This is a genomic window from Variovorax paradoxus, assembly GCF_009755665.1.
GTDB lineage: Bacteria > Pseudomonadota > Gammaproteobacteria > Burkholderiales > Burkholderiaceae_C > Variovorax > Variovorax paradoxus_G.
The window spans coordinates 4685332-4708442 of the sequence record NZ_CP046622.1; the positions used below are offsets into that span (position 1 = coordinate 4685332).

22 protein-coding genes and 3 tRNA genes are annotated in these 23111 nt (G+C 65.6%); 18 read left to right on the plus strand and 7 right to left on the minus strand.

Annotated elements, in window-relative coordinates; genetic code table 11:
- Window positions 1–86: 86 nt before the first annotated feature.
- Window positions 87–350 (plus strand): hypothetical protein, encoded by a 264-nt coding sequence (locus tag GOQ09_RS21830; protein ID WP_157615647.1) that lies wholly within the window; start codon window positions 87–89, stop codon window positions 348–350.
- 51 nt (window positions 351–401) lie between these two features.
- On the opposite strand, the gene GOQ09_RS21835 is transcribed toward GOQ09_RS21830, so the two are convergent.
- The 3 genes from GOQ09_RS21835 to hrcA all read right to left on the minus strand — a co-directional run bounded on the left by GOQ09_RS21835 (window position 402) and on the right by hrcA (window position 1659).
- A tRNA-Arg gene (locus GOQ09_RS21835) sits at window positions 402–478 on the minus strand.
- A gap of 63 nt (window positions 479–541) precedes the next feature.
- Window positions 542–618: transfer RNA gene (locus GOQ09_RS21840), tRNA-Ile, on the minus strand.
- Between the two features lie 33 nt (window positions 619–651).
- Window positions 652–1659 carry a heat-inducible transcriptional repressor HrcA gene (gene hrcA / locus GOQ09_RS21845; protein WP_157615649.1) on the minus strand — a complete coding sequence of 336 codons (1008 nt, stop codon included), beginning with the start codon at window positions 1657–1659 and terminating at the stop codon, window positions 652–654.
- Window positions 1660–1687: 28 nt separating this feature from the next.
- Between hrcA and GOQ09_RS21850 the strand changes: the two genes are divergently transcribed.
- Genes GOQ09_RS21850 through rapZ form a run of 3 tightly spaced genes read left to right on the plus strand, consistent with a single transcriptional unit; the run spans window position 1688 to window position 5155 of the window.
- Window positions 1688–2599, plus strand: a complete 912-nt coding sequence (locus GOQ09_RS21850; RefSeq protein WP_157615651.1) for an NAD kinase — start codon at window positions 1688–1690, stop codon at window positions 2597–2599.
- A 1-nt stretch (window position 2600) separates the two neighbouring features.
- On the plus strand, window positions 2601–4280 hold the full coding sequence (gene recN, locus GOQ09_RS21855) for a DNA repair protein RecN (RefSeq protein WP_157615653.1): 1680 nt from the start codon (window positions 2601–2603) through the stop codon (window positions 4278–4280).
- Window positions 4280–5155, plus strand: coding sequence for an RNase adapter RapZ (gene rapZ, locus GOQ09_RS21860; RefSeq protein ID WP_157615655.1), 876 nt, complete (start codon window positions 4280–4282; stop codon window positions 5153–5155). Before recN ends, rapZ begins: the two co-directional genes overlap by 1 nt.
- 28 nt (window positions 5156–5183) lie before the next feature.
- On the opposite strand, the gene mutY is transcribed toward rapZ, so the two are convergent.
- The 3 genes from mutY to mutM all read right to left on the minus strand — a co-directional run bounded on the left by mutY (window position 5184) and on the right by mutM (window position 9122).
- The gene (mutY, locus tag GOQ09_RS21865; protein WP_157615657.1) at window positions 5184–6218 is read right to left on the minus strand and encodes an A/G-specific adenine glycosylase; all 1035 of its coding nucleotides are present in this window, start codon (window positions 6216–6218) and stop codon (window positions 5184–5186) included.
- 40 nt (window positions 6219–6258) lie between these two features.
- Complete coding sequence (locus GOQ09_RS21870) at window positions 6259–8220, minus strand: dynamin family protein (RefSeq protein WP_157615659.1); 1962 nt, start codon at window positions 8218–8220, stop codon at window positions 6259–6261.
- Window positions 8221–8309: 89 nt separating this feature from the next.
- A complete protein-coding gene (gene mutM / locus GOQ09_RS21875) occupies window positions 8310–9122 on the minus strand; it encodes a bifunctional DNA-formamidopyrimidine glycosylase/DNA-(apurinic or apyrimidinic site) lyase (protein WP_157615660.1) in 813 nt (270 codons plus the stop codon).
- Between the two features lie 70 nt (window positions 9123–9192).
- On the opposite strand from mutM, the gene GOQ09_RS21880 reads away from it, so the two are divergent.
- The 8 genes from GOQ09_RS21880 (at window position 9193) to GOQ09_RS21915 (ending at window position 15764) form a co-directional block, all read left to right on the plus strand.
- Window positions 9193–11046, plus strand: a complete 1854-nt coding sequence (locus tag GOQ09_RS21880; protein WP_157615662.1) for a tetratricopeptide repeat protein — start codon at window positions 9193–9195, stop codon at window positions 11044–11046.
- A gap of 5 nt (window positions 11047–11051) precedes the next feature.
- The gene (locus tag GOQ09_RS21885; RefSeq protein WP_157616808.1) at window positions 11052–11564 is read left to right on the plus strand and encodes a lipoprotein insertase outer membrane protein LolB; all 513 of its coding nucleotides are present in this window, start codon (window positions 11052–11054) and stop codon (window positions 11562–11564) included.
- The gene (gene ispE / locus GOQ09_RS21890) at window positions 11561–12451 is read left to right on the plus strand and encodes a 4-(cytidine 5'-diphospho)-2-C-methyl-D-erythritol kinase (RefSeq protein ID WP_157615664.1); all 891 of its coding nucleotides are present in this window, start codon (window positions 11561–11563) and stop codon (window positions 12449–12451) included. The genes GOQ09_RS21885 and ispE overlap by 4 nt, the downstream gene beginning before the upstream one ends.
- A gap of 68 nt (window positions 12452–12519) precedes the next feature.
- Window positions 12520–12596, plus strand: a tRNA-Gln gene (locus GOQ09_RS21895).
- Window positions 12597–12768: 172 nt separating this feature from the next.
- Window positions 12769–13740 carry a ribose-phosphate pyrophosphokinase gene (locus GOQ09_RS21900; protein ID WP_126747032.1) on the plus strand — a complete coding sequence of 324 codons (972 nt, stop codon included), beginning with the start codon at window positions 12769–12771 and terminating at the stop codon, window positions 13738–13740.
- Window positions 13741–13830: 90 nt separating this feature from the next.
- Window positions 13831–14499, plus strand: a complete 669-nt coding sequence (locus GOQ09_RS21905) for a 50S ribosomal protein L25/general stress protein Ctc (protein ID WP_157615666.1) — start codon at window positions 13831–13833, stop codon at window positions 14497–14499.
- A 72-nt stretch (window positions 14500–14571) separates the two neighbouring features.
- On the plus strand, window positions 14572–15204 hold the full coding sequence (gene pth / locus GOQ09_RS21910; RefSeq protein ID WP_157615668.1) for an aminoacyl-tRNA hydrolase: 633 nt from the start codon (window positions 14572–14574) through the stop codon (window positions 15202–15204).
- A gap of 209 nt (window positions 15205–15413) precedes the next feature.
- A complete protein-coding gene (locus tag GOQ09_RS21915; RefSeq protein WP_242630913.1) occupies window positions 15414–15764 on the plus strand; it encodes a hypothetical protein in 351 nt (116 codons plus the stop codon).
- Here the strand turns inward: GOQ09_RS21915 and GOQ09_RS21920 are convergent.
- Window positions 15750–16052 carry a YfhL family 4Fe-4S dicluster ferredoxin gene (locus tag GOQ09_RS21920; RefSeq protein ID WP_157615670.1) on the minus strand — a complete coding sequence of 101 codons (303 nt, stop codon included), beginning with the start codon at window positions 16050–16052 and terminating at the stop codon, window positions 15750–15752. The genes GOQ09_RS21915 and GOQ09_RS21920 overlap by 15 nt on opposite strands.
- 62 nt (window positions 16053–16114) lie before the next feature.
- Between GOQ09_RS21920 and GOQ09_RS21925 the strand changes: the two genes are divergently transcribed.
- The 6 genes from GOQ09_RS21925 (at window position 16115) to GOQ09_RS21950 (ending at window position 22927) form a co-directional block, all read left to right on the plus strand.
- Entirely contained in the window at window positions 16115–17065 is a 951-nt protein-coding gene (locus tag GOQ09_RS21925) for an ABC transporter permease (protein ID WP_157615672.1), read from the plus strand.
- Window positions 17062–17937, plus strand: coding sequence for an ABC transporter permease (locus tag GOQ09_RS21930; RefSeq protein ID WP_157615674.1), 876 nt, complete (start codon window positions 17062–17064; stop codon window positions 17935–17937). Before GOQ09_RS21925 ends, GOQ09_RS21930 begins: the two co-directional genes overlap by 4 nt.
- A gap of 4 nt (window positions 17938–17941) precedes the next feature.
- Entirely contained in the window at window positions 17942–18931 is a 990-nt protein-coding gene (locus GOQ09_RS21935; protein WP_157615676.1) for an ABC transporter ATP-binding protein, read from the plus strand.
- Window positions 18928–19758, plus strand: coding sequence for an ATP-binding cassette domain-containing protein (locus GOQ09_RS21940; RefSeq protein ID WP_157615678.1), 831 nt, complete (start codon window positions 18928–18930; stop codon window positions 19756–19758). Before GOQ09_RS21935 ends, GOQ09_RS21940 begins: the two co-directional genes overlap by 4 nt.
- Window positions 19759–20021: 263 nt before the next feature.
- Window positions 20022–21509, plus strand: a complete 1488-nt coding sequence (locus tag GOQ09_RS21945) for an ABC transporter substrate-binding protein (protein ID WP_157615680.1) — start codon at window positions 20022–20024, stop codon at window positions 21507–21509.
- Window positions 21506–22927, plus strand: a complete 1422-nt coding sequence (locus GOQ09_RS21950) for an amidase (RefSeq protein ID WP_157615682.1) — start codon at window positions 21506–21508, stop codon at window positions 22925–22927. The genes GOQ09_RS21945 and GOQ09_RS21950 overlap by 4 nt, the downstream gene beginning before the upstream one ends.
- Window positions 22928–23111 lie beyond the last annotated feature (184 nt).

Sequence of the window (23111 nt, forward strand, 5' to 3'; positions counted from 1 at the left end):
AAGTCACGTTCTTCATTCCGGAGGCTTGCTACTGATGAGTCGAGTGGGAGGGAAGCTCTGAGTTCTATGGACTCTGGTGGGAAGCAATGGTCACTCAGGTCATTCACAACGCGACGATCACGCTGCAATTGCCCTTCGGCATGAGTGCCAGCGCCGAAGTGGCGGCGCTTCGGACCGCGGGCATTCCGGTCGACGGGTTGGGCAATGCAACCTCAGGCTATCTGTTCGTGCGAACGACGGGCCGCGGCGACAACCGGACGAACACCTTTCGGTGGTTTGCCACCAGCATCGGCAGAGATCCCATCGATGTGACCAGCTTGCCTGGAAGCCCCTCTTTGGCATGCCGGTAGGCAAAAAGAAAAAGGGTTAGGACACGTTGATGTCCTAACCCTTTAAGAGAGTGGTGCGGCTGGCAGGAATTGAACCCACGACCCCTTGGTTCGTAGCCAAGTACTCTATCCAACTGAGCTACAGCCGCACAGCTATCGATTATAGCATCCATTTTTGGCCCAAACCGGGCCAGGTTAGAAATGAATGCAAGTGGTAGGCCGTGATGGGCTTGAACCATCGACCAACGGATTATGAGTCCGCTGCTCTAACCAACTGAGCTAACGGCCCACGAGAGACCCCGATTCTATTCGCCGTGCGGCCTTACTTACGGTGGCTCAGCGCGTTGCTGACCAGGCGCGAGGTGATGTCGACGATCTGGATCATGCGCTCGTAAGGCATGCGGGTCGGGCCGATGACGCCCAGGGTACCCACGACCTGCCCGTCGACTTCGTAGTTGGCGCTGACGATGGAAAGCTCTTCGATGGGCACCACCTGGCTCTCGCCGCCGATGAAGATGCGCACGCCCTCTGCCTTGCTCGACACATCGAGCAGGCGCATGAGCTGCGCCTTTTGCTCGAACAGCTCGAAGGCGCGGCGCAGCTGGCCCATATCGCTCGAAAAGTCGGTCACCGAGAGCAGGTTGCGCTCGCCGGAGATCACAACGTCGTCTTCCTGCGCTTCGGTGAGCACCTCGGAGCTGACCTTGACGGCGGCCTGCATCAAAGCGGCGATCTCGCCGCGCAGCTTTTCGACTTCCGACTGAAGCCGGTCGCGCACCTGTTCGATGGTCAGGCCCGCATAGTGGGCGTTGATGTAATTCGACGCCTCGACCAGCTGCGACTGCGAATAGTCGGCCTCGGGAAAGATCACGCGGTTCTGTACGTCGCCATCTGGCGAGACGATGATCACCAGCAGCCGCCGGTCGGAAAGCCGAAGGAACTCGATCTGCTTGAACACCGAGGCCCGCCGCGGCGCCATGACGACGCCCACGAACTGCGACAGGTTGGACAGCAGGCTGGCCGCGTTCGCAATCACCTTTTGCGGCTGGTCGGGCGCCAGGCTTGGCGTGCTCATCTGCTCGCGCTGCGCAGTGAGCATGGTGTCGACGAAGAGCCGGTAGCCACGGGCTGTGGGAATGCGGCCGGCGGAGGTGTGCGGGCTGGCAATCAGCCCCAGCGCCTCGAGGTCAGACATGACGTTGCGAATGGTCGCGGGCGAAAGGTCCAGCCCCGGCGCGCGCGACAAAGTCCGCGACCCGACCGGTTGGCCTTCGGCGATGTAACGCTCCACCAATGTCTTGAGGAGCAACTTGGCACGGTCGTCCAGCATTGCAAGATTTTAGTGTTGTAATTTGTACATGACTTCCCGCTTCCGCAACGTCGCCCTGATCGGCAAATACCAGGCTTCAGGCGCCCGGGCGCAGGGGGACGCGCGCGACGGTGTCATGGAAGATATTGGCGCCTTCCTGGAATCGCAAGGGTGCACGGTTTTCGTCGAAAAATCCGCCGCTGAGGAGGCCGAAGCGGACGCCAGCGTGGGCGGCCGCTACCAGCCGCTGAGCGTGGAAGAAATCGGGCAGCGCTGCGACCTTGGCCTGGTGGTCGGGGGCGACGGAACCATGCTGGGCATTGGCCGCCAGTTGGCGTGCTATGGCATTCCGCTGATCGGCATCAACCGCGGCCGACTCGGTTTCATCACCGACATTCCGCTCGACAACTACCAGGCCACGCTGATTCCCATGCTGGCCGGCGAGTACGAGGAAGACCACCGCAGCCTCATGCATGCGCAGGTCATGCGCGACGGTGTGTCGGTGTTCGATGCGCTGGCAATGAACGATGTGGTGGTGAACCGCGACTCCACCTCGGGCATGGTCGAGTTGAGGGTGTCGGTGGGCCGGCACTTCGTGGCCAACCAGCGCGCCGACGGGCTGATCATTGCGTCTCCCACGGGGTCGACGGCGTATGCGCTGTCGGCCGGCGGGCCGCTGCTGCATCCGGCGGTGCCGGGGTGGGTGCTGGTGCCCATTGCACCGCACACCTTGTCGAACCGCCCGGTGCTGCTGCCCGACGCGGACGAGATCGTGATAGAGCTGGTGTCGGGGCGCGGCGCCAGCGCCAATTTCGACATGCAGTCCCTGGCCTCGCTCGCCATCGGCGACCGGGTGGTGGTGCGCCGCTCCGACTTCCGGGTGCGCTTTCTGCACCCGCGCGGCTGGAGCTATTTCGACACGCTGCGCAAGAAACTTCATTGGAACGAAGGGGGCTCCTGAGATGGCGCTGCGACGCATCGCACTGCGCGACTTCGTGATCGTGCGATCACTCGAACTCGACCTGTCCGGCGGCTTTACGGTATTGACCGGTGAAACCGGCGCCGGCAAATCCATATTGATCGACGCGCTTCAGCTGGCGCTCGGCAACCGCGCCGATGCAGGCGCTGTGCGCGAGGGCGCCGAGCGCCTGGACGTGAGCGCCGAATTCGACGCTGATCCGGCCTTCGCGGCGTGGCTCGACGAAGGCGGATTCGAATCCGGCGACGCCCTGCTGCTACGCCGAACGGTGGACGTGCAAGGCCGCAGTCGCGGCTGGATCAACGGCAGCCCGGCCACGGCCACGCAGTTGCGGGAGCTCGGCGACCGCCTGCTCGACATCCACGGCCAGCATGCATGGCAAAGCCTGACGCGGCCCGAGGCCGTGCGCGGCCTGCTCGACGCCTATGCCGGCGTGCGCACCGACGCGCTCGACGCAGCCTGGCACAGCTGGCGGCAAGCGATCTCGGCACTGGACAACGCGCGCTCCGCGCAGGATTCTCTGCAGCGCGAACGCGAACGGTTGCAATGGCAGATTGCCGAGGTGATGAAGCTGGCGCCCGCCGAAGGCGAGTGGGAAGAGCTCTCGACCAACCACGCGCGCATTTCAAACGCGCAGGCTTTGATCGATGCGGCGCAGGGCGCAAGCCAGGCGCTCGAAGACGACGACAACGGCGCCCTGGCGGCGCTCTCGCGCGCGGTGACGCTGCTGCAGAACTGCGAGCACATCGAGCCGGAGTTTCGAGCGCTCGGCGAAGTGCTGGCCTCCAGCGTGGCGCAAGCATCCGACGCCGCGCACTCGCTGCACGGCTACCTGCGCAACGCCGAGGCCGATCCGCAGCGCCTTGCCGAATTGGACGAACGCATGGGCTTGTGGATGTCGCTGGCGCGCCGCTACAAGCGCACGCCCGACGACCTGCCCGCGCTGCTGGCGGGATGGCAAGCCGAGTTGAAGGCGTTGGACGCACAAAGCGACCTCGAAGGCCTGGAGCGCGCCGAGCAGGCTGCACAGCAGGCCTACATGAAGGAAGCCAAGGCGGTCGCCAAGTCGCGCAAGCAGGCCGCGCCGCGCCTGTCCGAAGCGGTCACACAGGCCATGCAAGGGCTGGGCATGCAGGGCGGCCGGTTCGAAGTCGAATTGCAGCCGCTGGCGCAGCCGGGCCGCGCGGGGCTCGAAGACGTCGCCTTTCTGGTGAGCGGCCATCCCGGCAGCACGCCCCGGCCCATCGGCAAGGTGGCATCGGGCGGCGAGCTTTCCCGCATCGCCTTGGCCATCGCGGTCACCACGAGCCAGCTTGGCGCCGCGCACACGCTGATCTTCGACGAGGTCGATGCCGGCGTGGGCGGGGCTGTCGCAGAGACCGTGGGGCGCCTCATGAAGCAGCTCGGGCGCGACCGCCAGGTCCTGGCCGTCACGCATCTGCCGCAAGTGGCTGCCTGCGCCGATCATCATCTGGTGGTGGCCAAGCGCCAGACGGCCGCGGCCGGCCAGGACGGCCCGCGCACCGAAAGCGGCGTTTCGCGGCTGGACGACGAGAACCGCGCCCGGGAAATCGCCCGCATGCTCGGCGGCGAGAAGGTTTCGCACACCTCGCTGGCGCATGCCCGCGAAATGCTCGGCCACAAGACTTCGGCGACGCTGTGATGAACCTCGATCTGGTGCTCATCACCGGCATGTCGGGTTCGGGCAAATCCGTGGCGCTGCATGCGCTGGAAGACGCGGGCTACTACTGCGTCGACAACCTTCCGCCTGAGTTGCTGACGCCTTTCATCGCGCTGCAGCACGAGCAGGAGGCCAAGCGCGTTGCCATTGCCATGGACGTGCGCAGCGGCGTGTCGCTGCCGATCGTTCCGCAGCAGCTCGAGGCATTGCGGCACGACGGCGTTTCGCTGCGTTCGCTGTTTCTCGACGCCACCACCGATGCCCTGCTGCGGCGCTATTCGGAAACCCGCCGGCGGCACCCGCTGTCGCGCCAGGAGGGCCGCACCGACGCGCCCGAGCAGGAGCGCGCGCTGATACAGGCCATTGAACTGGAGCGCGAGCTGCTGGCCGACCTGCGCGACGGCGCCGACGTGATCGACACCAGCCTGATACGGCCGGCGCAGCTCCAGAGCTACATCAAGGCGCTGATCTCCGCGCCGCAGAGCGCGCTCACGCTGGTGTTCGAATCGTTCGCTTTCAAGCGTGGCGTGCCGCTGGACGCCGACTACGTGTTCGACGTGCGCATGCTCCCCAATCCGCACTACGTGCCCGCTTTGCGGCCGCTCACCGGCCGCGACGCGCCGGTGGTCGAATGGCTGCGCGAGCATGAAGACGTGGCACGCATGTACGACGACATCGAGCAGTTCCTTTCACGCTGGCTGGATGCGTTGGCGCGAGACCATCGCAGCTACGTGACGGTGGCCATCGGCTGCACCGGCGGCCAGCATCGCTCGGTATTTCTGGTCGAACAGCTGGCACGTGCCTTTGGCGCGCGTTGGGGTGCCCTCAAGCGGCACCGCGAGCTGGACGCGATCTGAACTCGCCCACAGCCGGCAGCTCTCGAAGCTAGCCTGCGCTGCTTTCCAGCAGCTTGCGCATCGGCGCCGGCAACCCGAGCCGCCCCCACTCCTCTGCATCCACCCAGCGCGCGGTCTCGCCTTGCGGTTGGCCGCCCTGAAGCATCACCGGGTGAAGATGCAAGTCCTTGTGGGTCAGCACGTGCACGAAGGGCGGCAGGTCTTGGGCCTTGCGCTGCGCGGCCGGCGGCAGTGCGGCCAACAGGTCTTCGCGGCTTTCGAACACCGGCAGGCAATAGAGCCCGGCCCAGATCCCCTTGGCGGGACGCTTTTCAAGCCAGACACGGCCTTGCGCATCGCGCGCCAGCAGGGTCCAGAGCGACTGGGCACTGCGCTTGAGCTTGCGGGTCTTGACCGGATAGCGCTCCGGCTGGCCTTCCCGCAAGCCGGTGCAGATGCTGTTCACCGGGCAGATCATGCAGCTCGGCTTGCGCGGCAGGCAAACCGTGGCGCCCAGATCCATCACGCCCTGCGTGTAGCCCGCAATGGCCTCCTTCTGCCCGTCGGGCGGAAGCAGCTCGGTAGCCCGGTCCCACAGCGCGCGCTCCTGCGCCGATGACGACATGTCTCCGCCAAAGCCGAGCACGCGCGTCAGGACGCGCTTCACGTTGCCGTCGAGAATTGCAACGCGCTCGCCAAAGCAGAAGGCCGCAATTGCTGACGCGGTGGAACGGCCGATGCCGGGCAAGGTGGTGAGCTCGGCGGCCGTGCGCGGAAACTCGCCGCCGAAGCGCGCGACCACCTCCTGGGCGCAGCGGTGCATGTTGCGCGCGCGGCTGTAATAGCCCAGGCCGCTCCAGAGTCCGAACACCTCGTCTTCGGTGCCGTCGGCCAGAGCCCGCACCGTCGGAAAACGTTCAAGAAAGCGCGCGAAGTAACCGAGCACCGTCGAAACCTGGGTCTGCTGGAGCATGACCTCCGACAGCCACACGCGGTAGGGGTCGCGCGTGTTCTGCCACGGCAGCTCGCTGCGCCCGTGGCTGCGCTGCCAGGCAACGATACGCTGCGCAAAATCGAGCGGCACGTGCAACTCCTGCGTTGCGCCGCCGCGAGGCACCGAACAATCAGGCCGCACGCAGTTCGCCGATAGCGGCCGGAGCAGCCGGCTTTCCCTGATGCGTGATCATCGAAGTGAATTCATTCAGTCGGAGATGCAATTCGGCCAGGCTGCTCTCTTGCGCGGCAAGCTCAAGCAAACGCTCATCGAGATTGCCGGCCGCATTCTGGATGCGCTCGATCGCCTGGATGCGCTTGCTGAAAGTGCGGCGGCGCTCTTTCAGCTGCGCGTCGATCTGTGCGCTGGCGCCCTTGCTCCAGCGTTCGACCTCGGTCATGGCCGCTTCGTTGACCAGCCGCAGCCGGCTAGCGAGCGCACGGACCAGCTTGTCGCAAAAATCCGCCTGCGCCAGCCTCAGCAGATTGCCGACGCTCAGGTAATGGATGTGGCTGCGCTCGATCTGGCTCAGCTCCTGCTCGAAGCTCGTCAGGTCGGGCTCCGCCGGCGCCTGCAGGTTGAAGCCCTGCTCCGCATTGAGCTGGCGGAAGGTGGCGTGCAGCATCGACTGGATCTCGGCGGTAGTCGCCTGCACTTCGCGCAGGTTGTTGCGCAATGAATCGAAGGTCTCGCCGTACACCTTACGCACGTTGAGCTTGATGCCGGGGCGCTTGAGCGCGGTCGAAAGCCGCACCATGTCCGCCTTGAGCGCGGTACGGCCAAGCACGGCATACACCTCGCGCAGCAGCTTGCCCTGCACGGAGCGCAGCGCGAGGATGCGCGTGTTGCTGCCTTCGAATTCGGTCTGCTCCTGGTCGATGCGGGCGCGCATGTGGCGAATCACCGAAACGTTCTTGCCGCGCAGCCCCTGCAGTTCGAGCGCCTGCTCCGACAGGTCGCGCTGGCGCACTTTCAGGATGCGCTCGGCTTCCACGCGCAATGCCACCATGCCGGCATCGACAGCAAGCCGCAGCATGGTTTCGCGCTTGCCGAGCACGCCTTCGGCGAGCAATGTTTCGAGCGCCAGCAACCGGCTGGCTTCGAGCAGTCGCCCGTCGCGCTGGATTTTTGCCTGCAGGCCCTTTTGCGCCGACACCGGCAGCACCTGCACGAGCGGAACCTCGAGAAACTTGGCCGCCACTTCACGCTGCCGCTCGATCTGCATCTCGATCTGCGCGGGCGTGCTCAGCGTGTCCCACATGGTGTCGATCTTGTTGAGCACCACGAAGCGCGTGTCGCTGCCTTCACTTTCGGTGACCAGGTGCTCGCGCCAGATGGACAGGTCGGAACGCGTCACCCCCGTTTCGGCGCCGAGGATGAAGACCACCGCATGCGCCTGCGGGATCAGGCTGACGGTGAGCTCGGGCTCGGCGCCAATCGCGTTCAGGCCCGGGGTGTCCAGAATGACCAGCCCCTGCTCCAGCAAGGGGTGCGGCATGTTCAGGATGGCGTGGCGCCAGCGCGGAATTTCGACTCGGCCTTCGGCGTCCTGCACCGGGTTGTCGTCTGGGGTTTCTTCGTTCCAGAAGCCGAGCGCATTGGCCTCGTCCTTGCTGACCCAGCGCACCTCGGCCACCTTGCCCATGGCCTGGGCCAGTTGCTCGGCGTTCTCCACGTCGATTGCAATTTCGGTCCAGCGCGTGGGCTTCTCGCGCCAGTGCGTGAGCGAATGAGGTTCCAGCCGGGTTTCGATCGGCAGCAGCCGCAGCTTGGGCGACACCGCGGCGTCGTAGCCCAGTTCGGTCGGGCACATCGTCGTGCGTCCGGCACTGGCGGGCATGATGCGCCGCCCGTAGCCAGCGAAGAAGATCGCGTTGATCAGCTCCGACTTGCCGCGCGAGAACTCGGCCACGAACGCGACCATGACCTTGCTGTTGCGAATCTGCAGCTCGAGGCCGCGCAGGCGCTCGGCCACGGCTTGGTCGAGCAGCTCGTTCTCGGTCAGCCAGCGGGACAGCCACTGGAGGCGGTGAGCAAAATTGCTTCGCCAGGCGCCGTGCTGATCGAGTTGTTGGTTGAAAGAGCGGCTCAAAGGGAATATGTAAGAAACAACTTACAAATATAGCATCGCAAGCTGTGGAGCAACCGTTTGCAGGATATTCGAACGCGGACGCCGGAACACTATTTTTGACAATTCGGGCAATAGTAAGTGGAACGCTGGCCTTGGCGTAGCTGCCGTATGGGCGTTGCGCAGACCCGACAAGGCTCGCCAGCCCGGCCATAAACGGTGGCTTCGAGCTGGAAATAGCCGTTCTGCCCGTCCACGTTGGAGAAATCGCGCAGCGTGCTGCCGCCCTTCTCCACCGCCCTGGCCAGAATTTCGCGCACCGCCGCATGAAGCCTGGCGGCGCGCGGCCGGCTGATTCGCGCGGCAGACAGGGTCGGGCGAATGCCCGCCTGGAACAGCGCCTCTGACGCATAGATGTTGCCGACGCCCACCACCACGTCGCCCGCGAGCAGCACCTGCTTCACCGCGGTGCGGCGCTTTCGAAGGCCGGCGTGAAACGCGTCGAGGTCGAATCCGTCGCCCAGCGGCTCCATGCCCAGTCCGCCGAGCAGCTTGGTGGCCCATGGCGCCGCTTCGTCTTCCACGTAGACCACGGCGCCGAAGCGGCGCGGATCGTTGAGCCGCAAGGTGCCCCGGTCGGTCACGAGATCGAAGTGATCGTGAACGCCGGGCGGCGGCAGCGCCGCATCGAAGCGCAGGCTGCCCGACATGCCCAGGTGCAAGAGCAGCAGGCCGCGATCGAGATCGATCAGCAGGTACTTGCCGCGCCGGCGCACTTGCAGCACCTGCCGCCCGACCAGTGCCTCGGGCGCGACCATCAGCGCCCAGCGCAAGGGCTTGCCGATGCGCACGGCATCGATGCGTGCACCGGCAATGCGCTCGGCAAAACCGCGCCGCGTCACTTCAACTTCTGGAAGCTCTGGCATAAGAAAAAACTCCGGGCCGCAATGAAGCCCCACGCGGTGCTCGCTCAAAAGCTTGGATTATTATGGTTCGATGATTCCATCGCCCCGCCGACACCGCCTTGCGGCGGCCGCGTCTCTCGTGCTGCTTGCTTGCGCGGTTCACGCGCAAACCTCCGATCCCGCCGCGCCCAATAGCCCGGCGCCCATCATCGAGCGGCCGACTCCGTCCCGGCCCGGCACAAGGCCGCCGGCCGCGGCACCGGTCGCCGCCAAGCCGGCGAGCGAACCCGTCGCACAGCCCTCGGCGCTCACGGCCGAGTTGTTCTACGAAATCCTGATGGGCGAGATGACCACGCGGTCCGGCGATCCCGGAGCGGGCTACGCGCTGGTGCTCGACGCGGCGCGTCGCCTGCGCGACGGCAAGCTGTTTCAGCGCGCGGTCGAAATTGCATTGCAGTCGCGCTCGGGCGATGCAGCGCTCGCAGCGGCCCGCGCCTGGCAGGAAACGCTGCCCAACTCGCGCGATGCACGCCGCATCGAGCTCCAGATCCTGATTGCGCTCAATCGCATCGGCGAAACCGCCGAGCTGCTGCGCGCCGAAGTCGCCGCCACCTCGCAAGTCGAACGCCCCATGCTCATGGCGGTGATCGTGCGCAACTACTCGCGCTCCACCGACAAGAAGCTGGCCGCCTCGGTGGTCGAGCAGGCACTGGCCGACGAACTCAAGAAGCCCGCCACCGGCGGGCTGGCCTGGGCAACGGTAGGCCGTATGCGCCTGAATGCGGGCGATACCTCCGGTGCGCTCGACGCCGCGTTCAAGGGCCAGGAAATCGATCCCGCCTCCGACGCGCCGGCCGCCTTGGCGCTCGAAATGATCGACCCCAGCCAGCCGCTGGCCGAGCCGATCGTCACGCGCTACCTCGCCAGCAACCCCAAGGCCTCGCCCGACCTGCGTGTTGCCTACGCACGCGTGCTGGTCGAGAACCGCCGCTTTGCCGATTCCAGTGCGCAACTGCAGGCACTGACCTCGGCGCGGCCCGAGCTGGCCGAACCCTGGCTGCTGCTCGGCAGCCTGCAGGCGCAGGCCCGGCAGGACGGGGCCGCCGAAACATCGCTCAAGCGTTATGTCGAGCTCGCCGCGTCCCAAAAAGACCAGAAGGATGCGGACGACCGCCAGCGCGGCACCACCCAGGCATACCTGCTTCTCTCGCAGCTCTCGGAGCGCCGCAAGGACTTTACGGGCGCGGAGCGCTGGCTCGCACGCGTCGACAGCACCGACGACCTGGTCGTGGCGCAGACCCGCCGCGCAGGCCTGCTGGCGCGCCAGGGCAAACTGCCGCAAGCGCGCGAAGTGCTGCGCGGCCTGCCCGAGCGCACGCCCGAGGACAAGAAGCAGAAGTTTCTCGCCGAAGTGCAGCTGCTGCGCGATGCCAAGCAATACCAGGCCGCGTACGACATGCTGGCGCAGGCTTCCGTGGCTGCGCCGAACGACACCGACCTGATCTACGACCAGGCCATGGTGGCCGAAAAGCTCAACCGGCTCGACGAAATGGAACGGCTCCTGCGCCGGCTGATCGAGCTCAAGCCCGAAAACCAGAACGCCTACAACGCGCTCGGCTACTCGTTCGCCGATCGCAAGATCCGGCTCGACGAAGCGCGCACGCTGATTCAGAAAGCGGTGCAGCTGGCACCGCAGGACCCGTTCATTGCCGACAGCCTGGGCTGGGTGGAATTCCGGCTCGGCAACACCACCGAAGCCATTCGCATTCTCGAGGCGGCCTACAAGACGCGGCCCGATCCGGAGATCGGCGCGCATTTTGGTGAAGTGCTCTGGTCGACCGGTCAGAAAGACCGCGCCGTGACGATCTGGAAAGAAGCCTTGCTGAGCGACGCCGAAAACGAAACCCTGCAGGAGACGCTCAAGCGCCTGCGGGTCAAGCCGTGACGGCAATGTTCGCGGCGGATCTTCAGGGCGGCCGCAGGGGTTTGCTGGCGGCGGGCGTCGCGGCGCTTCTGGTCACGGCCGGCTGCGCGCAGCTCTCCGGCGGCGTGCGGCCTCAAGGCACGGACATATGGAGCGGCCGCATGTCGCTGCGCATCGACAGCCAGCCGGTGCAGACCTTCTCCGCCCTGTTCGAATTGCGCGGCTCCCCTGAAGCGGGTGAGCTGTCGCTCACGAGCCCCATCGGCAGCACCCTGGCCCAACTGCACTGGTCGCCTGGCGAGGCCCTGCTCAAGAACGGCAGCGAAGTCCGGCGCTACGAGTCGGTCGACGCACTGATCGAAGCCGCCACCGGTGCCGCAATACCCGTCGGCGCGCTCTTCGGCTGGCTCGCGGGCCGCGACGACCGCGTTCCCGGCTGGCGCCCCGACTTGGCGCAGGTCGCGAACGGCCGCCTGCAGGCCACGCGCGAGAACCCGGGGCCCACGGCCGACCTGCGCATCGTGTTCGAACGGTCATGAAGGCAATCTACGACCTTCCCGCACCGGCCAAGCTCAACCTCTTCCTGCACATCACCGGCCGGCGCGAAGACGGCTACCACCTGCTGCAGTCGGTCTTCATGCTGATCGACTGGTGCGACACACTGCACGTCGAACTACGGCGCGATGGCCAACTCAGCCGCGAAGACCTGACGACCGAGTTGCCGCCCGACGACCTGGTGCTGCGTGCGGCGCGGGCGCTGCAGGTGCATGCCAGCCCGGGCCAGGGGGCCCATATCGGCGTTGCCAAGCAGGTTCCGGCGCAGGCCGGCATGGGCGGAGGCTCTTCGGACGCTGCAACGTGTCTACTGGCGCTCAACCGCCTCTGGAACCTGAATCTGCCGCTGGCGCGTCTGGCCGAAATAGGCGTGAAACTGGGTGCCGACGTGCCGTTTTTCCTTGGGGGCCGCAATGCCTGGGTCGAGGGAATCGGCGAGAAAATTACTCCCGTGAATGTGCCTGCGGCACGTTTCGTTGTGGCCAAGCCACCCGAGGGACTCGACACGCGCTTAATTTTTTCTGCGCCGGACCTTCAACGCGCCACTCCTGCTGCTATAATCTCGGGCTTTGCTGCAGATAGCGAACAGCTTGAAGCTCCAAACCAGGAAAGCAGCGCTTTCAAGGTTTTCGACTTCGGCCACAACGACCTGCAGCCGGTTGCCCAACGGCTTTGCCCTGCAGTCACCGAAGCCATCGAATGGCTCGGCGCCCAAGGATTGAAGGCCCGGATGACCGGCTCCGGAAGTTCGGTATTCGCGAAATTGCCGCAAGGGCCGCAAGAAGCGGAACTGACCGAAGCCCCCGCGGGCTGGCAGGTTCGTCAATGCAGCAACATGGCCGTTCATCCACTTTGGGGATGGGCGACCTGAAGATAATCGGATCGTGATGGGTCCGATGCGACATATATCGGTTTGTGGTGAAAACCATCGACCCGTGTAGGGGAGTCGCCAAGTTGGTTAAGGCACTGGATTTTGATTCCAGCATGCAAAGGTTCGAATCCTTTCTCCCCTGCCAAATCTCTTCAGGCTGCGGTCTCACCGCCGCAGCGCTTTCAGACTGCGGCCCACGGGCCGCAGTGCTTCTTTTGCAGCCTACCCGCTGCAATAATCGGCGGCCTCCGGGCCGCCACCACGACTCAAACTCTTTGGCGGCTTCCTAAAAGCCATTCGACTGCCGGGACGCGCTCATGCAGGCTAATCACCCTGATTTCATGGTTTTCACCGGCAATGCCAATCCTGGCCTCGCCGCAGAAATCGCGCAAAACCTCGGTACCTCGCTGGGTGCCGCGCGCGTTGGCCGCTTCTCCGACGGCGAAGTCACCGTCGAGATCAACCAGAACGTCCGGGCGCGCGATGTGTTCGTGGTGCAGTCCACCTGCGCACCGACTAACGAAAACCTCATGGAACTGCTCATCATGGTCGACGCGCTCAAGCGCGCCTCGGCCGAGCGGATCAGCGCCGTGATTCCCTATTACGGCTATGCCCGCCAAGACCGCCGCCCGCGCTCCAGCCGGGTGCCGATCTCGGCCAAGGTTGTGGCCAACCTGCTGGAAACCGTGGGTGTCGAGCGCGTGCTCACCATGGACCTGCACGCCGACCAGATCCAGGGCTTCTTCGATATTCCGGTCGACAACATCTATGCGTCGCCGGTGCTGCTGGGCGACCTGCGCCAGCGGAACTACGAAGACCTGATCGTCGTGTCGCCCGACGTGGGCGGTGTGGTGCGCGCGCGCGCCTTGGCCAAGCAGCTGAATTGCGACCTCGCCATCATCGACAAGCGCCGCCCGAAGGCCAACGTGAGCGAGGTCATGAACGTGATCGGCGAAATCGATGGCCGCAACTGCGTGATCATGGACGACATGATCGACACGGCCGGCACGCTGGTCAAAGCGGCCGAAGTGCTCAAGGAACGCGGCGCAAAAAGCGTCTACGCCTATTGCACGCACCCGATCTTCTCGGGCCCGGCCATCGAACGCATCACCCACTCCGCGCTGGACGAAGTGGTGGTGACCAACACCATTCCTCTCTCCGACGGCGCCCTGGCGTGCGGAAAGATCCGCCAACTCTCCGTGGCACCGCTGATCGCCGAAACGATCCAGCGCATTGCCAAGGGCGAGTCGGTCATGAGTTTGTTCTCGGACCAGGACAACCTGTTCTGAGCAAAAAGCGGGCGCCACCTCCTTTGTCGGAACGGCGCCCTTGTTGAACCGGAGTCGCACTGGTCGCGGTGGACTCTCACAGGAGTTGTTATGAAATTCGTCGCTTTTGAGCGCGCCAAGCAGGGCACGGGTGCGAGCCGCCGTCTCCGCATCTCGGGCAAGACGCCCGGTATCGTCTATGGTGGTGAAGGCAAGCCCCAGCTGATCGAGCTCGATCACAACGCGTTGTGGCACGCCCTCAAGAAGGAAGCCTTCCACGCCTCGATCCTCGAAATGGAACTCGGCGGCGCCACCAGCAAAGTGCTGCTGCGCGACGTGCAGTACCACCCATTCCGCCAGCTGGTGCAACACATCGACTTCCAGCGCGTCGATGCCAAGACCCGCCTGCACATGAAGGTGCCGCTTCACTTCAAGGGTGAAGAAGAGTCCGACGCCGTCAAGCTCGACCACAACCTGGTGACGCACGTGATGAACGAGCTCGAAGTGAGCTGCCTGCCGAGCGACCTGCCCGAGTTCATCGAGGTCGACCTCTCCAGCCTCAAGAAGAACGCCACGCTGCACGTGAGCGACATCAAGCTGCCCAAGGGCGTGAAGTTCGTGAGCCACGGCAAGCTGAACCCCGTCATCGTGTCGGCCGTGCCTCCGCTGGTCGCCGAAGAGCCGGCACCTGCCGCTGAAGGCGCAGCACCTGCCGAAGGCGCCGCAGCTGCCGGTGGCAAGCCTGCCGCCAAGACGGCAAAGCCCGCTGCGAAGAAGTAATTCTTCCCGCACCCTGCAAAAGGCCCGCTTCGTGCGGGCCTTTTGCTTTTGGGGCGGCGAGATAATTCCCTCATGATCAAGCTGTTTGTCGGCCTCGGTAATCCCGGGCCTGAATACGAAGCCACACGGCACAACGCGGGCTTCTGGTGGATCGACGCGCTCGCACGCGACTGGAAGCTCAACCTAGTGCCCGAGCGCAGCTATCACGGCCTTGCGGCGCGCGCGAACATCGGCGGGCAGAGCGTGTGGCTGCTCGAGCCCCAAACCTTCATGAACCTGTCGGGCAAGTCGGTGGGCGCGCTCGCGCGCTTCTTCAAGATTGCACCCGAAGAAATTCTCGTGGTGCACGACGAACTCGACGTGGTGCCCGGCCAGGCCAAGCTCAAGTTCGGTGGCAGCCATGCAGGCCACAACGGCCTGCGCGACATCCATGCGCAGCTGGGCACGGGCGACTACTGGCGCCTGCGCCTGGGCATCGGCCATCCCGGCGTGAAGTCGGAGGTGATCAACTGGGTGCTGAAGAAGCCGCTGAAGGAACAGCGCGAAGCCATCCAAGACGCCATCGTGCGCACGCTGCATGCGGCCCCTGCCCTGGTGGCGGGCGAGATGGAAAAGGCGACCTTGATCATTCACACGAGCAAACCGCCCCGGCCCAAACCGCCGCGGCGAGAGCCCGGCGACGGAGGCACGCCCGCCGCCACCTAGTCAGCCGGCAACGAGAGCGCGGGAGAGAAAAAGGGAGAGAAATAAAAATGAGAAGAAGCAGAAGAGCCACCCAGACCGGGAAAACGGGCGCAGCTATAGTTTTAATAGCATCGAGTTTTGTCTGGCTACCCGCCGCGGCACAAGGAAGGTCCGAAACCTACCGCTGCGGCAACACCTACACCGACCGGCCCTGCGAGGGCGGAAAACCGGTGAAGGTTGACGACCTGCGCACCGATGCGGACCGCCGCGCCTCGGAGGCCGCCACGCACAAGGCCGAGGTTCGCGCCGATCAGCTCGAACGCATTCGCCTGTCGCAGGAAAAAGAAGCCTACGAGCGCGATCGCCGTTCCGCCCACGAGGCCCGGCAGGCCGCCGTCGCCGAGCGAAAGCTCGCGTCTTCCGAACAACTCGCGCAGGCACGCGCCCGAAAACTCGCCTCCGAGCCGCACAAGTCGAGCACGCGCTTCAGTGGCGCATCTGCCGGGAAACCAGCCTCGCCGCCGGATGGCGCGGGCAGCACGAAAAAGCGAAAGCCGTCGTCCGGCTCAGACGCCGGCTGAAGGCACTGGCGGCCGCGGCTCCACAGCCGCGGCTGCTGCCTTGGCCGCGGCAAGCCGCTCGAACTTCTGCCACAGCGTCTCGCGGCTTTCCACGTGCTCCGGATGGATGGGGATGCACGCCACCGGGCACACCTGCACGCACTGGGGCTCGTCGAAATGGCCCACGCATTCGGTGCACTTGTGCGGATCGATTTCGTAGAATTCCGCGCCCATGTAGATCGCATCGTTCGGGCACTCGGGCTCGCAGACATCGCAGTTGATGCATTCGTCGGTGATCATGAGGGCCATACCCGATTATCGCGAACAAGGCACGCTTGTTGCAGGAGTCGGGTTATGCTGCGCCCCGCCCCATGAGCCTGTTTATTCTCAAGCGCCTCGCCACGCTGATCGCCACGCTGATCGGCGCCTCGGTCATAGTGTTTCTTGTCCTGGAGATCCTGCCCGGCAACGCCGCGCAGTTGCTCATGGGCCCCGATGCGGCACCGGAAGCAGTGGCCGCGCTGGCCGCCAAGCTCGGCCTCGACCAGCCCGCCTGGACCCGCTACTGGCAGTGGATTGCGGGCCTCCTGACCGGCAACCTGGGCGACAGCTATGCCTACAGCACCCCGGTGCTCGACCTCGTCCTGGAACGGCTCGCGCTCACCGTGCCTTTGGCGCTGCTCGCGATGGCGCTGACGACGGTGCTCGCGCTGCTTGTGGGCGTTACCGCCGCAGCGCGCCACAACAAGCTCGGCGACGTCGGCCTGATGGGCCTCACGCAGGTGGGCATCGCCATTCCCAATTTCTGGTTCGCGATCCTGCTCATTTTGGTGTTCTCCGTTCAGCTGCAGTGGTTCTCGGCGGGCGGCTTCGAGGGCTGGGGCGAGGGAGTCTTCGCGGGCATCAAGTCGCTGCTGTTGCCGGCCCTGTCGCTGGCCGTGGTGCAGGCGGCCATCCTCGCGCGCATTACGCGTTCGGCGGTGCTCGAAGTGATGCGCGAAGACTTCGTTCGCACGGCGCGCGCCAAGGGCGTTTCGCAGCGCGCGGTGCTCTGGACCCATGTGCTGCGCAACGCGATGATTCCGGTGGTCACGGTCATGGGCATGCAGTTTTCCGAACTGCTGGCCGGCACCATCGTGATCGAAAAAGTGTTCTACCTTCCCGGCCTCGGCCGGCTGATCTTCGAAGCCATCGGCAACCGCGACCTGATCGTGGTGCGCAACTGCGTGATGCTGCTCGCGGCCCTGGTGGTCATCGTGAATTTCGTGGTCGACGTGCTCTACGCCGTGATCGACCCGCGCATCAAGGCGAGCGACATATGAGCGCTGTACCCGTTCCAAGCGCAGCGGCGCTCAAGGTTCCCGGCTTCTGGCGCCGCGCGCTGCGGCACCGCAGCTTCGTGCTCGGCGGCGTGCTCACGCTGCTCCTGCTGCTGGCCGCCGTCGTCTCGCTGGTGTGGACGCCGTGGTCGCCCTACGAGATGGACATGCCCAACAAGCTCAAGCCGCCCTCCGGCGCGCACTGGCTGGGCACCGACACCTATGGGCGCGACGTCGCCTCGCTGCTTCTGGTGGGCGCGCGAGCGTCCATCCTGGTGGGCATGATTGCCGTGGGCATCGGCCTTGTCGTCGGCACGGCGCTGGGCCTCTTGGCCGCGGCGCGGCGCGGCTGGGTCGAAGAAGCCATCATGCGGCTCACCGACTTCTCGCTCGCCTTCCCGGCCATCCTGTCGGCCATCATGATGACGGCCGTGTTCGGCGCGGGCATCGTCAACGCGATCATCGCAATTGGCATCTACAACATTCCGACGTTCGCGCGCATCACGCGCGCATCGGCCAACGCCATCTGGTCGCGCGAATACGTGGCGGCGGCGCGCGCCTGCGGCAAGGGTTCGTTCGCCATCACCATGCAGCATGTGCTGCCCAACATCTCGGCCGTGCTGATCGTGCAGATCACCATCCGCTTTGCGATAGCCATCCTCGCCGAGGCCGCCCTCTCCTACCTTGGCCTGGGCACGCAACCGCCGCAGGCCTCCTGGGGCCGCATGCTCAACGAGGCGCAGACCATGATGTTCCAGTCGCCCTTGCTCGCGGTGTTTCCGGGCATGGCCATCGCGCTGGCGGTGCTGGGGCTCAACCTGCTGGGCGACGGCCTGCGCGACCTGCTCGACCCGCGCCTGGCGAGGGCGCGTTAAAGCCATGCCTCTTCTCGAAGTAAAAGACCTGCACGTCGAGCTGCAAACGCAGCGCGGCCCCGCCGAGGCCGTGCGCGGCATCGGCTTCACGCTCGAGCGCGGCGAAACACTGGGCATCGTGGGCGAATCGGGCTGCGGCAAATCGATCACGGTGCAGTCGCTCATGGGCCTGCTGCCCGCCACCGCAAAAGTCAGCGGGAGCATCCGCTTCGACGGCACCGAGCTCGTGGGCCTGGGCGAAAAAGCCATGTGCCAGATTCGCGGCAACCGCATCGGCATGATCTTCCAGGAGCCGATGACGGCACTGAACCCGGTGCACACGATTGCGCGACAGGTCGGCGAACCGCTGCGCCTGCACCGCGGGCTCACAGGCGCCGATGCGCGCAAGGAGGTGCTCGCATTGCTGGAGCGCGTGGGCATTCCCGATGCGGCTTCGCGGCTCGATGCCTATCCGCACCAGTTTTCGGGCGGGCAACGCCAGCGCATCGGCATTGCCATGGCGCTGGCCTGCGGCCCCGACCTGCTCATTGCCGACGAGCCCACCACCGCGCTCGACGTCACCATCCAGAAGCAGATTCTCGAACTCATCCAGGGCCTGGTCGCCGAGCGCGGCATGGCCTTGATCCTGATCTCGCACGACCTTGGCGTGATTGCCCAGAGCGTCTCGAAGATGCTGGTGATGTACGGCGGCAGCGTGGTCGAGAGCGGCCCGACCGAAACTGTGTTCGCCGAGCGCGCGCATCCGTACACGCAGGGGCTGTTTGCGGCGCGGCCGGCGCTTGGCGCGCCACGCGGCATCCGCCTGGCGACCATCCGCGGCAGCGTGCCCGAATTGATCGACCTGCCGCAGGGCTGCCCTTTTGCGGGCCGATGCAAGTACACCGTCGACGCGTGCCATGCGACCAAGCCTGCGCCCACGATGCTGCCGCACGACCACGCGGTGCGATGCATTCGGCTCGAAGAGATTGCCGCGGAAGGCGCCCTCGCATCATGAGTCAGCCGATCAGCAACCAGCCCCTGCTCGAGGTGACCGACCTCGTGCGCCACTACGCCCTGCCGCGCGAAAAGCTCTTCGGCCCGCCGCCGCTCGTCAAGGCGCTTAACGGCGTCAGCTTCAAGGTCGAGACCGGCCGCAGCCTGGGCATCGTGGGCGAATCGGGCTCGGGCAAGTCGACCATCGCACGCCTGGTGATGGCGCTCGACACACCCACCTCGGGCAGCGTGCGCATGCTGGGCCGCGACCTGCACCAGCTGCCCCGCGGCGAACTGCGCACAGCGCGGCGCGACTTCCAGATGGTGTTCCAGGACCCTTACGGCTCGCTAGATCCACGCCAGACGGTGGCGCGAATCGTGGCCGAGCCGCTCGAAGCGCTGGCCGAAACCAGCCGCACCGTGCAGCGCGAGCGTGCCTCCGAGGCGCTGGCCGCCGTGGGCCTGCGCACCACCGACATGGACAAATACCCGCACGAATTTTCGGGCGGGCAGCGCCAGCGCATCGCGATTGCGCGCGCGCTCATCACGCGCCCCAAGCTCATCGTGGCCGACGAGCCCGTGAGCGCGCTCGACGTGTCCGTGCAGGCCCAGGTGCTCAACCTCATGCAGGACCTGCAGCAGCAGTTCGGCATCAGCTACCTGCTCATCAGCCACGACCTCGCGGTGGTGAACCACCTGTGCGACGAGGTCTGCGTGGTGTGGAAGGGCAAGATCGTCGAGCAAGGCCCGCCCGGCGAGCTTTTCAGCAACGCGCAGCATCCGTACACGCGCACCCTGCTCGATGCGGTGCCGCGCACGCCCGCGGGCGGCACGCTGCTGGCCGCCTGAGGAAAGGCGCACCAGTCGGGTCGTCGCGGCGGCGACGGCGCCGCCCTCCGATGGCGCTGAACCCGCATCCGGGTACGTCCGGAGGAAAAACCGCCCTCGCAGGCAAGCAGCAATGCGCCCGCTGCGAGAGAATGACTTTGGCTGCGCGCGTGGCATCTTTCGTGCTGCGTGCTCCTACTCCGCGCCGCGGCGCCTCCATTCGGGGCGCCGTGCGCGTTGAAGCAGCCGAATCGCACACCCAGTTTTTCCGGAGATCACACCGTATGCTGAATCGTCGCACCCTCCTTGCCACCGCCGGCGCCACCGTTGCCCTGGCCACTCCTGTCGCCGGCATGGCGCAGGGTCGGAAGGACGCCATCGTGATCGGCATGGCGCTGGAGCCGCCGGGGCTCGACCCCACTGCGGGTGCCGCGGCCGCGATTGGGGAAGTGGTGCACTACAACATCCTCGAGACGCTCACCAAGATCAACGTCGACGGCAACGTCACGCCTCTGCTGGCCGAGAGCTGGGAAGTCTCGCCCGACCTGAAGACCTACACCTTCAAGCTCAAGCGCGGCGTCAAGTACCAGAACGGCGAGCCCTTCAACGCCAACACCGTGAAGTTCGCCTTCGACCGCGCGGGCGGCGAGAAGAGCACCAACAAGGACAAGCGCACCTTCGCAAACCTGAGCACGCAGGTGGTCGACGACTACACCGTGGTCATCATCAACAAGGAAATCGACCCCGACCTGCCCTTTGTGCTGGGCCAGGCCACGGCGGTGATCGTCGAGCCCAAGAGCGCCGACACCAATGCCACCAAGCCGGTGGGCACCGGCCCCTACAAGCTCGACAACTGGGCCAAGGGCTCGTCGATCACGCTGAGCAAGTGGGACGGCTTTCGCAGCCCCGGCAACGCGAAGATCAACAAGGTCACGTTCCGCTTCATTGCCGATGCCGCCGCGCAGGCTGCATCGCTGCTGGCAGGCGATGTCGATGTGTTCACGCGCATCGGCACGCGCGTGGTGCCGCAGTTCAAGAACAACCCTCAGTTCCAGACCATCCTGGCCGGCTCGCGCGCCAAGACCATTCTTTCGATCAACAACAAGAAGAAGCCGCTGGACGACGTGCGCGTGCGCCGCGCGATCCTCGCGGCCATCGACCGCAAGGCCGTGATCGAAGGCGCGGCGGACGGCTTCGGCGTGCCGATCGGCAGCCACTATGTGCCGGGCGCCGCCGGCTATGTCGACACCACCGCCGTCAACCCGTTCGACGTGGAGAAAGCGAAGAAGCTGCTCGCCGAAGCCGGCGTGAAGACGCCGCTCGAACTCACCATGACTCTGCCGCCGCCGCCCTATGCGCGCCAGGGCGGCGAAGTGATCGTGGCCCAGCTGGCCAAGATCGGCATCACCGTGAAGGTGCAGAACGTCGAGTGGGCCCAGTGGCTCAGCGGCACCTACGGCAACAAGGACTACGACCTGTCGATCGTGTCGCACGTGGAACCCTTCGACCTCGGCAACTACGCCAAGGCCGACTACTACTGGGGCTACCAGTCGAAGGCCTTCAACACGCTGTTCGACAAGATCAAGTCCACGGGCAATGCGGCCGAACGCGGCAAACTGCTCGGCGAGGCGCAGAAGATGCTGGCCGCCGATGCGGCCAACGGCTTCCTGTATCAGCCGCAGTTCCCGACCATCGCGAAGAAGAACGTCAAGGGCCTCTGGAAGGAAAACCCGATCTTCGTGAACGACCTGTCGGCGCTGTCGTGGGGATGAGCACGGACGTGTCTTCTCCTTCCTCTGCATTGAACGACCTTTCCGCCCAGGAGCTCTCCGCCGCCTACCGCGACAAGCGGCTGTCGCCGGTCGAGGTGACGCAGGCCGTCATCGCGCACATCGAGCGCTGGGAATCGAAGCTGCAGGCCACCTGGCTCTTCAGGCCAGAAGCCGCGCTCGAACAGGCGCGCGCTTCGGAAGCGCGCTGGCAGCGCGGCGAAGCGCTGAGCCCGCTCGACGGCGTTCCCGCCACCATCAAGGAAAACATCGCCACGCGCGGCGACCCGATGCCGGCGGGCACCGCCGCCGTCGACTTGAAGCCTGCCACCGCCGATGCACCGCCGGCCGCGCGGCTGAAGGAAGCCGGCGCGGTGATCGTCAGCAAAACCACGATGCCGGACTACGGCATGCTGTCTTCGGGGCTTTCGAGCTTTCACAAGCTGGCGCGCAATCCGTGGGACCTGAGCAAGACTCCGGGCGGCTCCAGCGCGGGCGCAGGCGCAGCGGCTGCCGCGGGCTACGGCCCGCTGCACATCGGCACCGACATCGGCGGCTCACTGCGGCTGCCCGCAAGCTGGTGCGGCATCTTCACGCTGAAGCCGAGCCTGGGCCGCATTCCCATCGATCCACCATACATGGGGCGCGCCGCGGGCCCCATGACCCGCAGCGTGGCCGATGCCGCGCTGATGATGCAGGTGCTCTCCAAGCCCGATGCGCGCGACAGCATGAGCCTGCCGCCGCAAGACATCGATTGGGCAAGCTTCGATGTCACGCCCGACCACTTGCGCGGGCTGCGCATCGGGCTGCTGCTCGACGCGGGCTGCGGCCTGGCAGTGGAGCCCGAGATCGAAGCGGCGGTCGAGCGTGCGGCCCGCCTGTTCGAGAAGGCCGGAGCCATTGTCGAAACCATGCAGCCTTTCATGTCGCAGGCCATGCTCGACGGCATGGACCATTTGTGGCGCATGCGCTCGCTGGTGGACATGAAGGCCCTGCGCGCCGACCAGCGCGCCAAGGTGCTGCCCTACATTCGCGAGTGGGCCGAGAGCGCGGCCGAGTTCAGCGGCGAACATGTGTTCCGCGGCTTCAGCCAGTTCCATGCAACGCGCGTGGCGGCGGTGCAGGCCTGTGCACGGTTCGACTATGTGATCTCGCCGGTGTCGCCCAACATGCCCGCGGCCGCGGAAGCGCCCTCACCGACCAACGACCCACTGCGGCCGCTGGAGCACATCGGTTTCACTGTCCCGTTCAACATGTCGGAGCAGCCGGCGTCTTCAGTGAACTGCGGGTACTCGGCGAGCGGACTGCCGATCGGGCTGCAGATTGCCGGGAAGCGTTTCGACGATCTCGGCGTGCTGCGCGTGTCGCGTGCGTTCGAGCAGATTCGGGAGCCGCAGCGGGCCTGGCCTGTTCTGCCGTAGCAGTTTTGCCGTCGCCGTTCAGGGCGCTCACCCGCCGACGGGGTACCTTTCTCCGCGAATGTTCCCCGGCCTGCGGCCTCCTCCTTTATTTCGCTGCGCAAGGCACCCCATCGACGTGTGCGTGATGAACGGCGGTCGTTGATCGCAGGATCAATAGCAGCGTGCCCTGGTGCATAGGGCATCG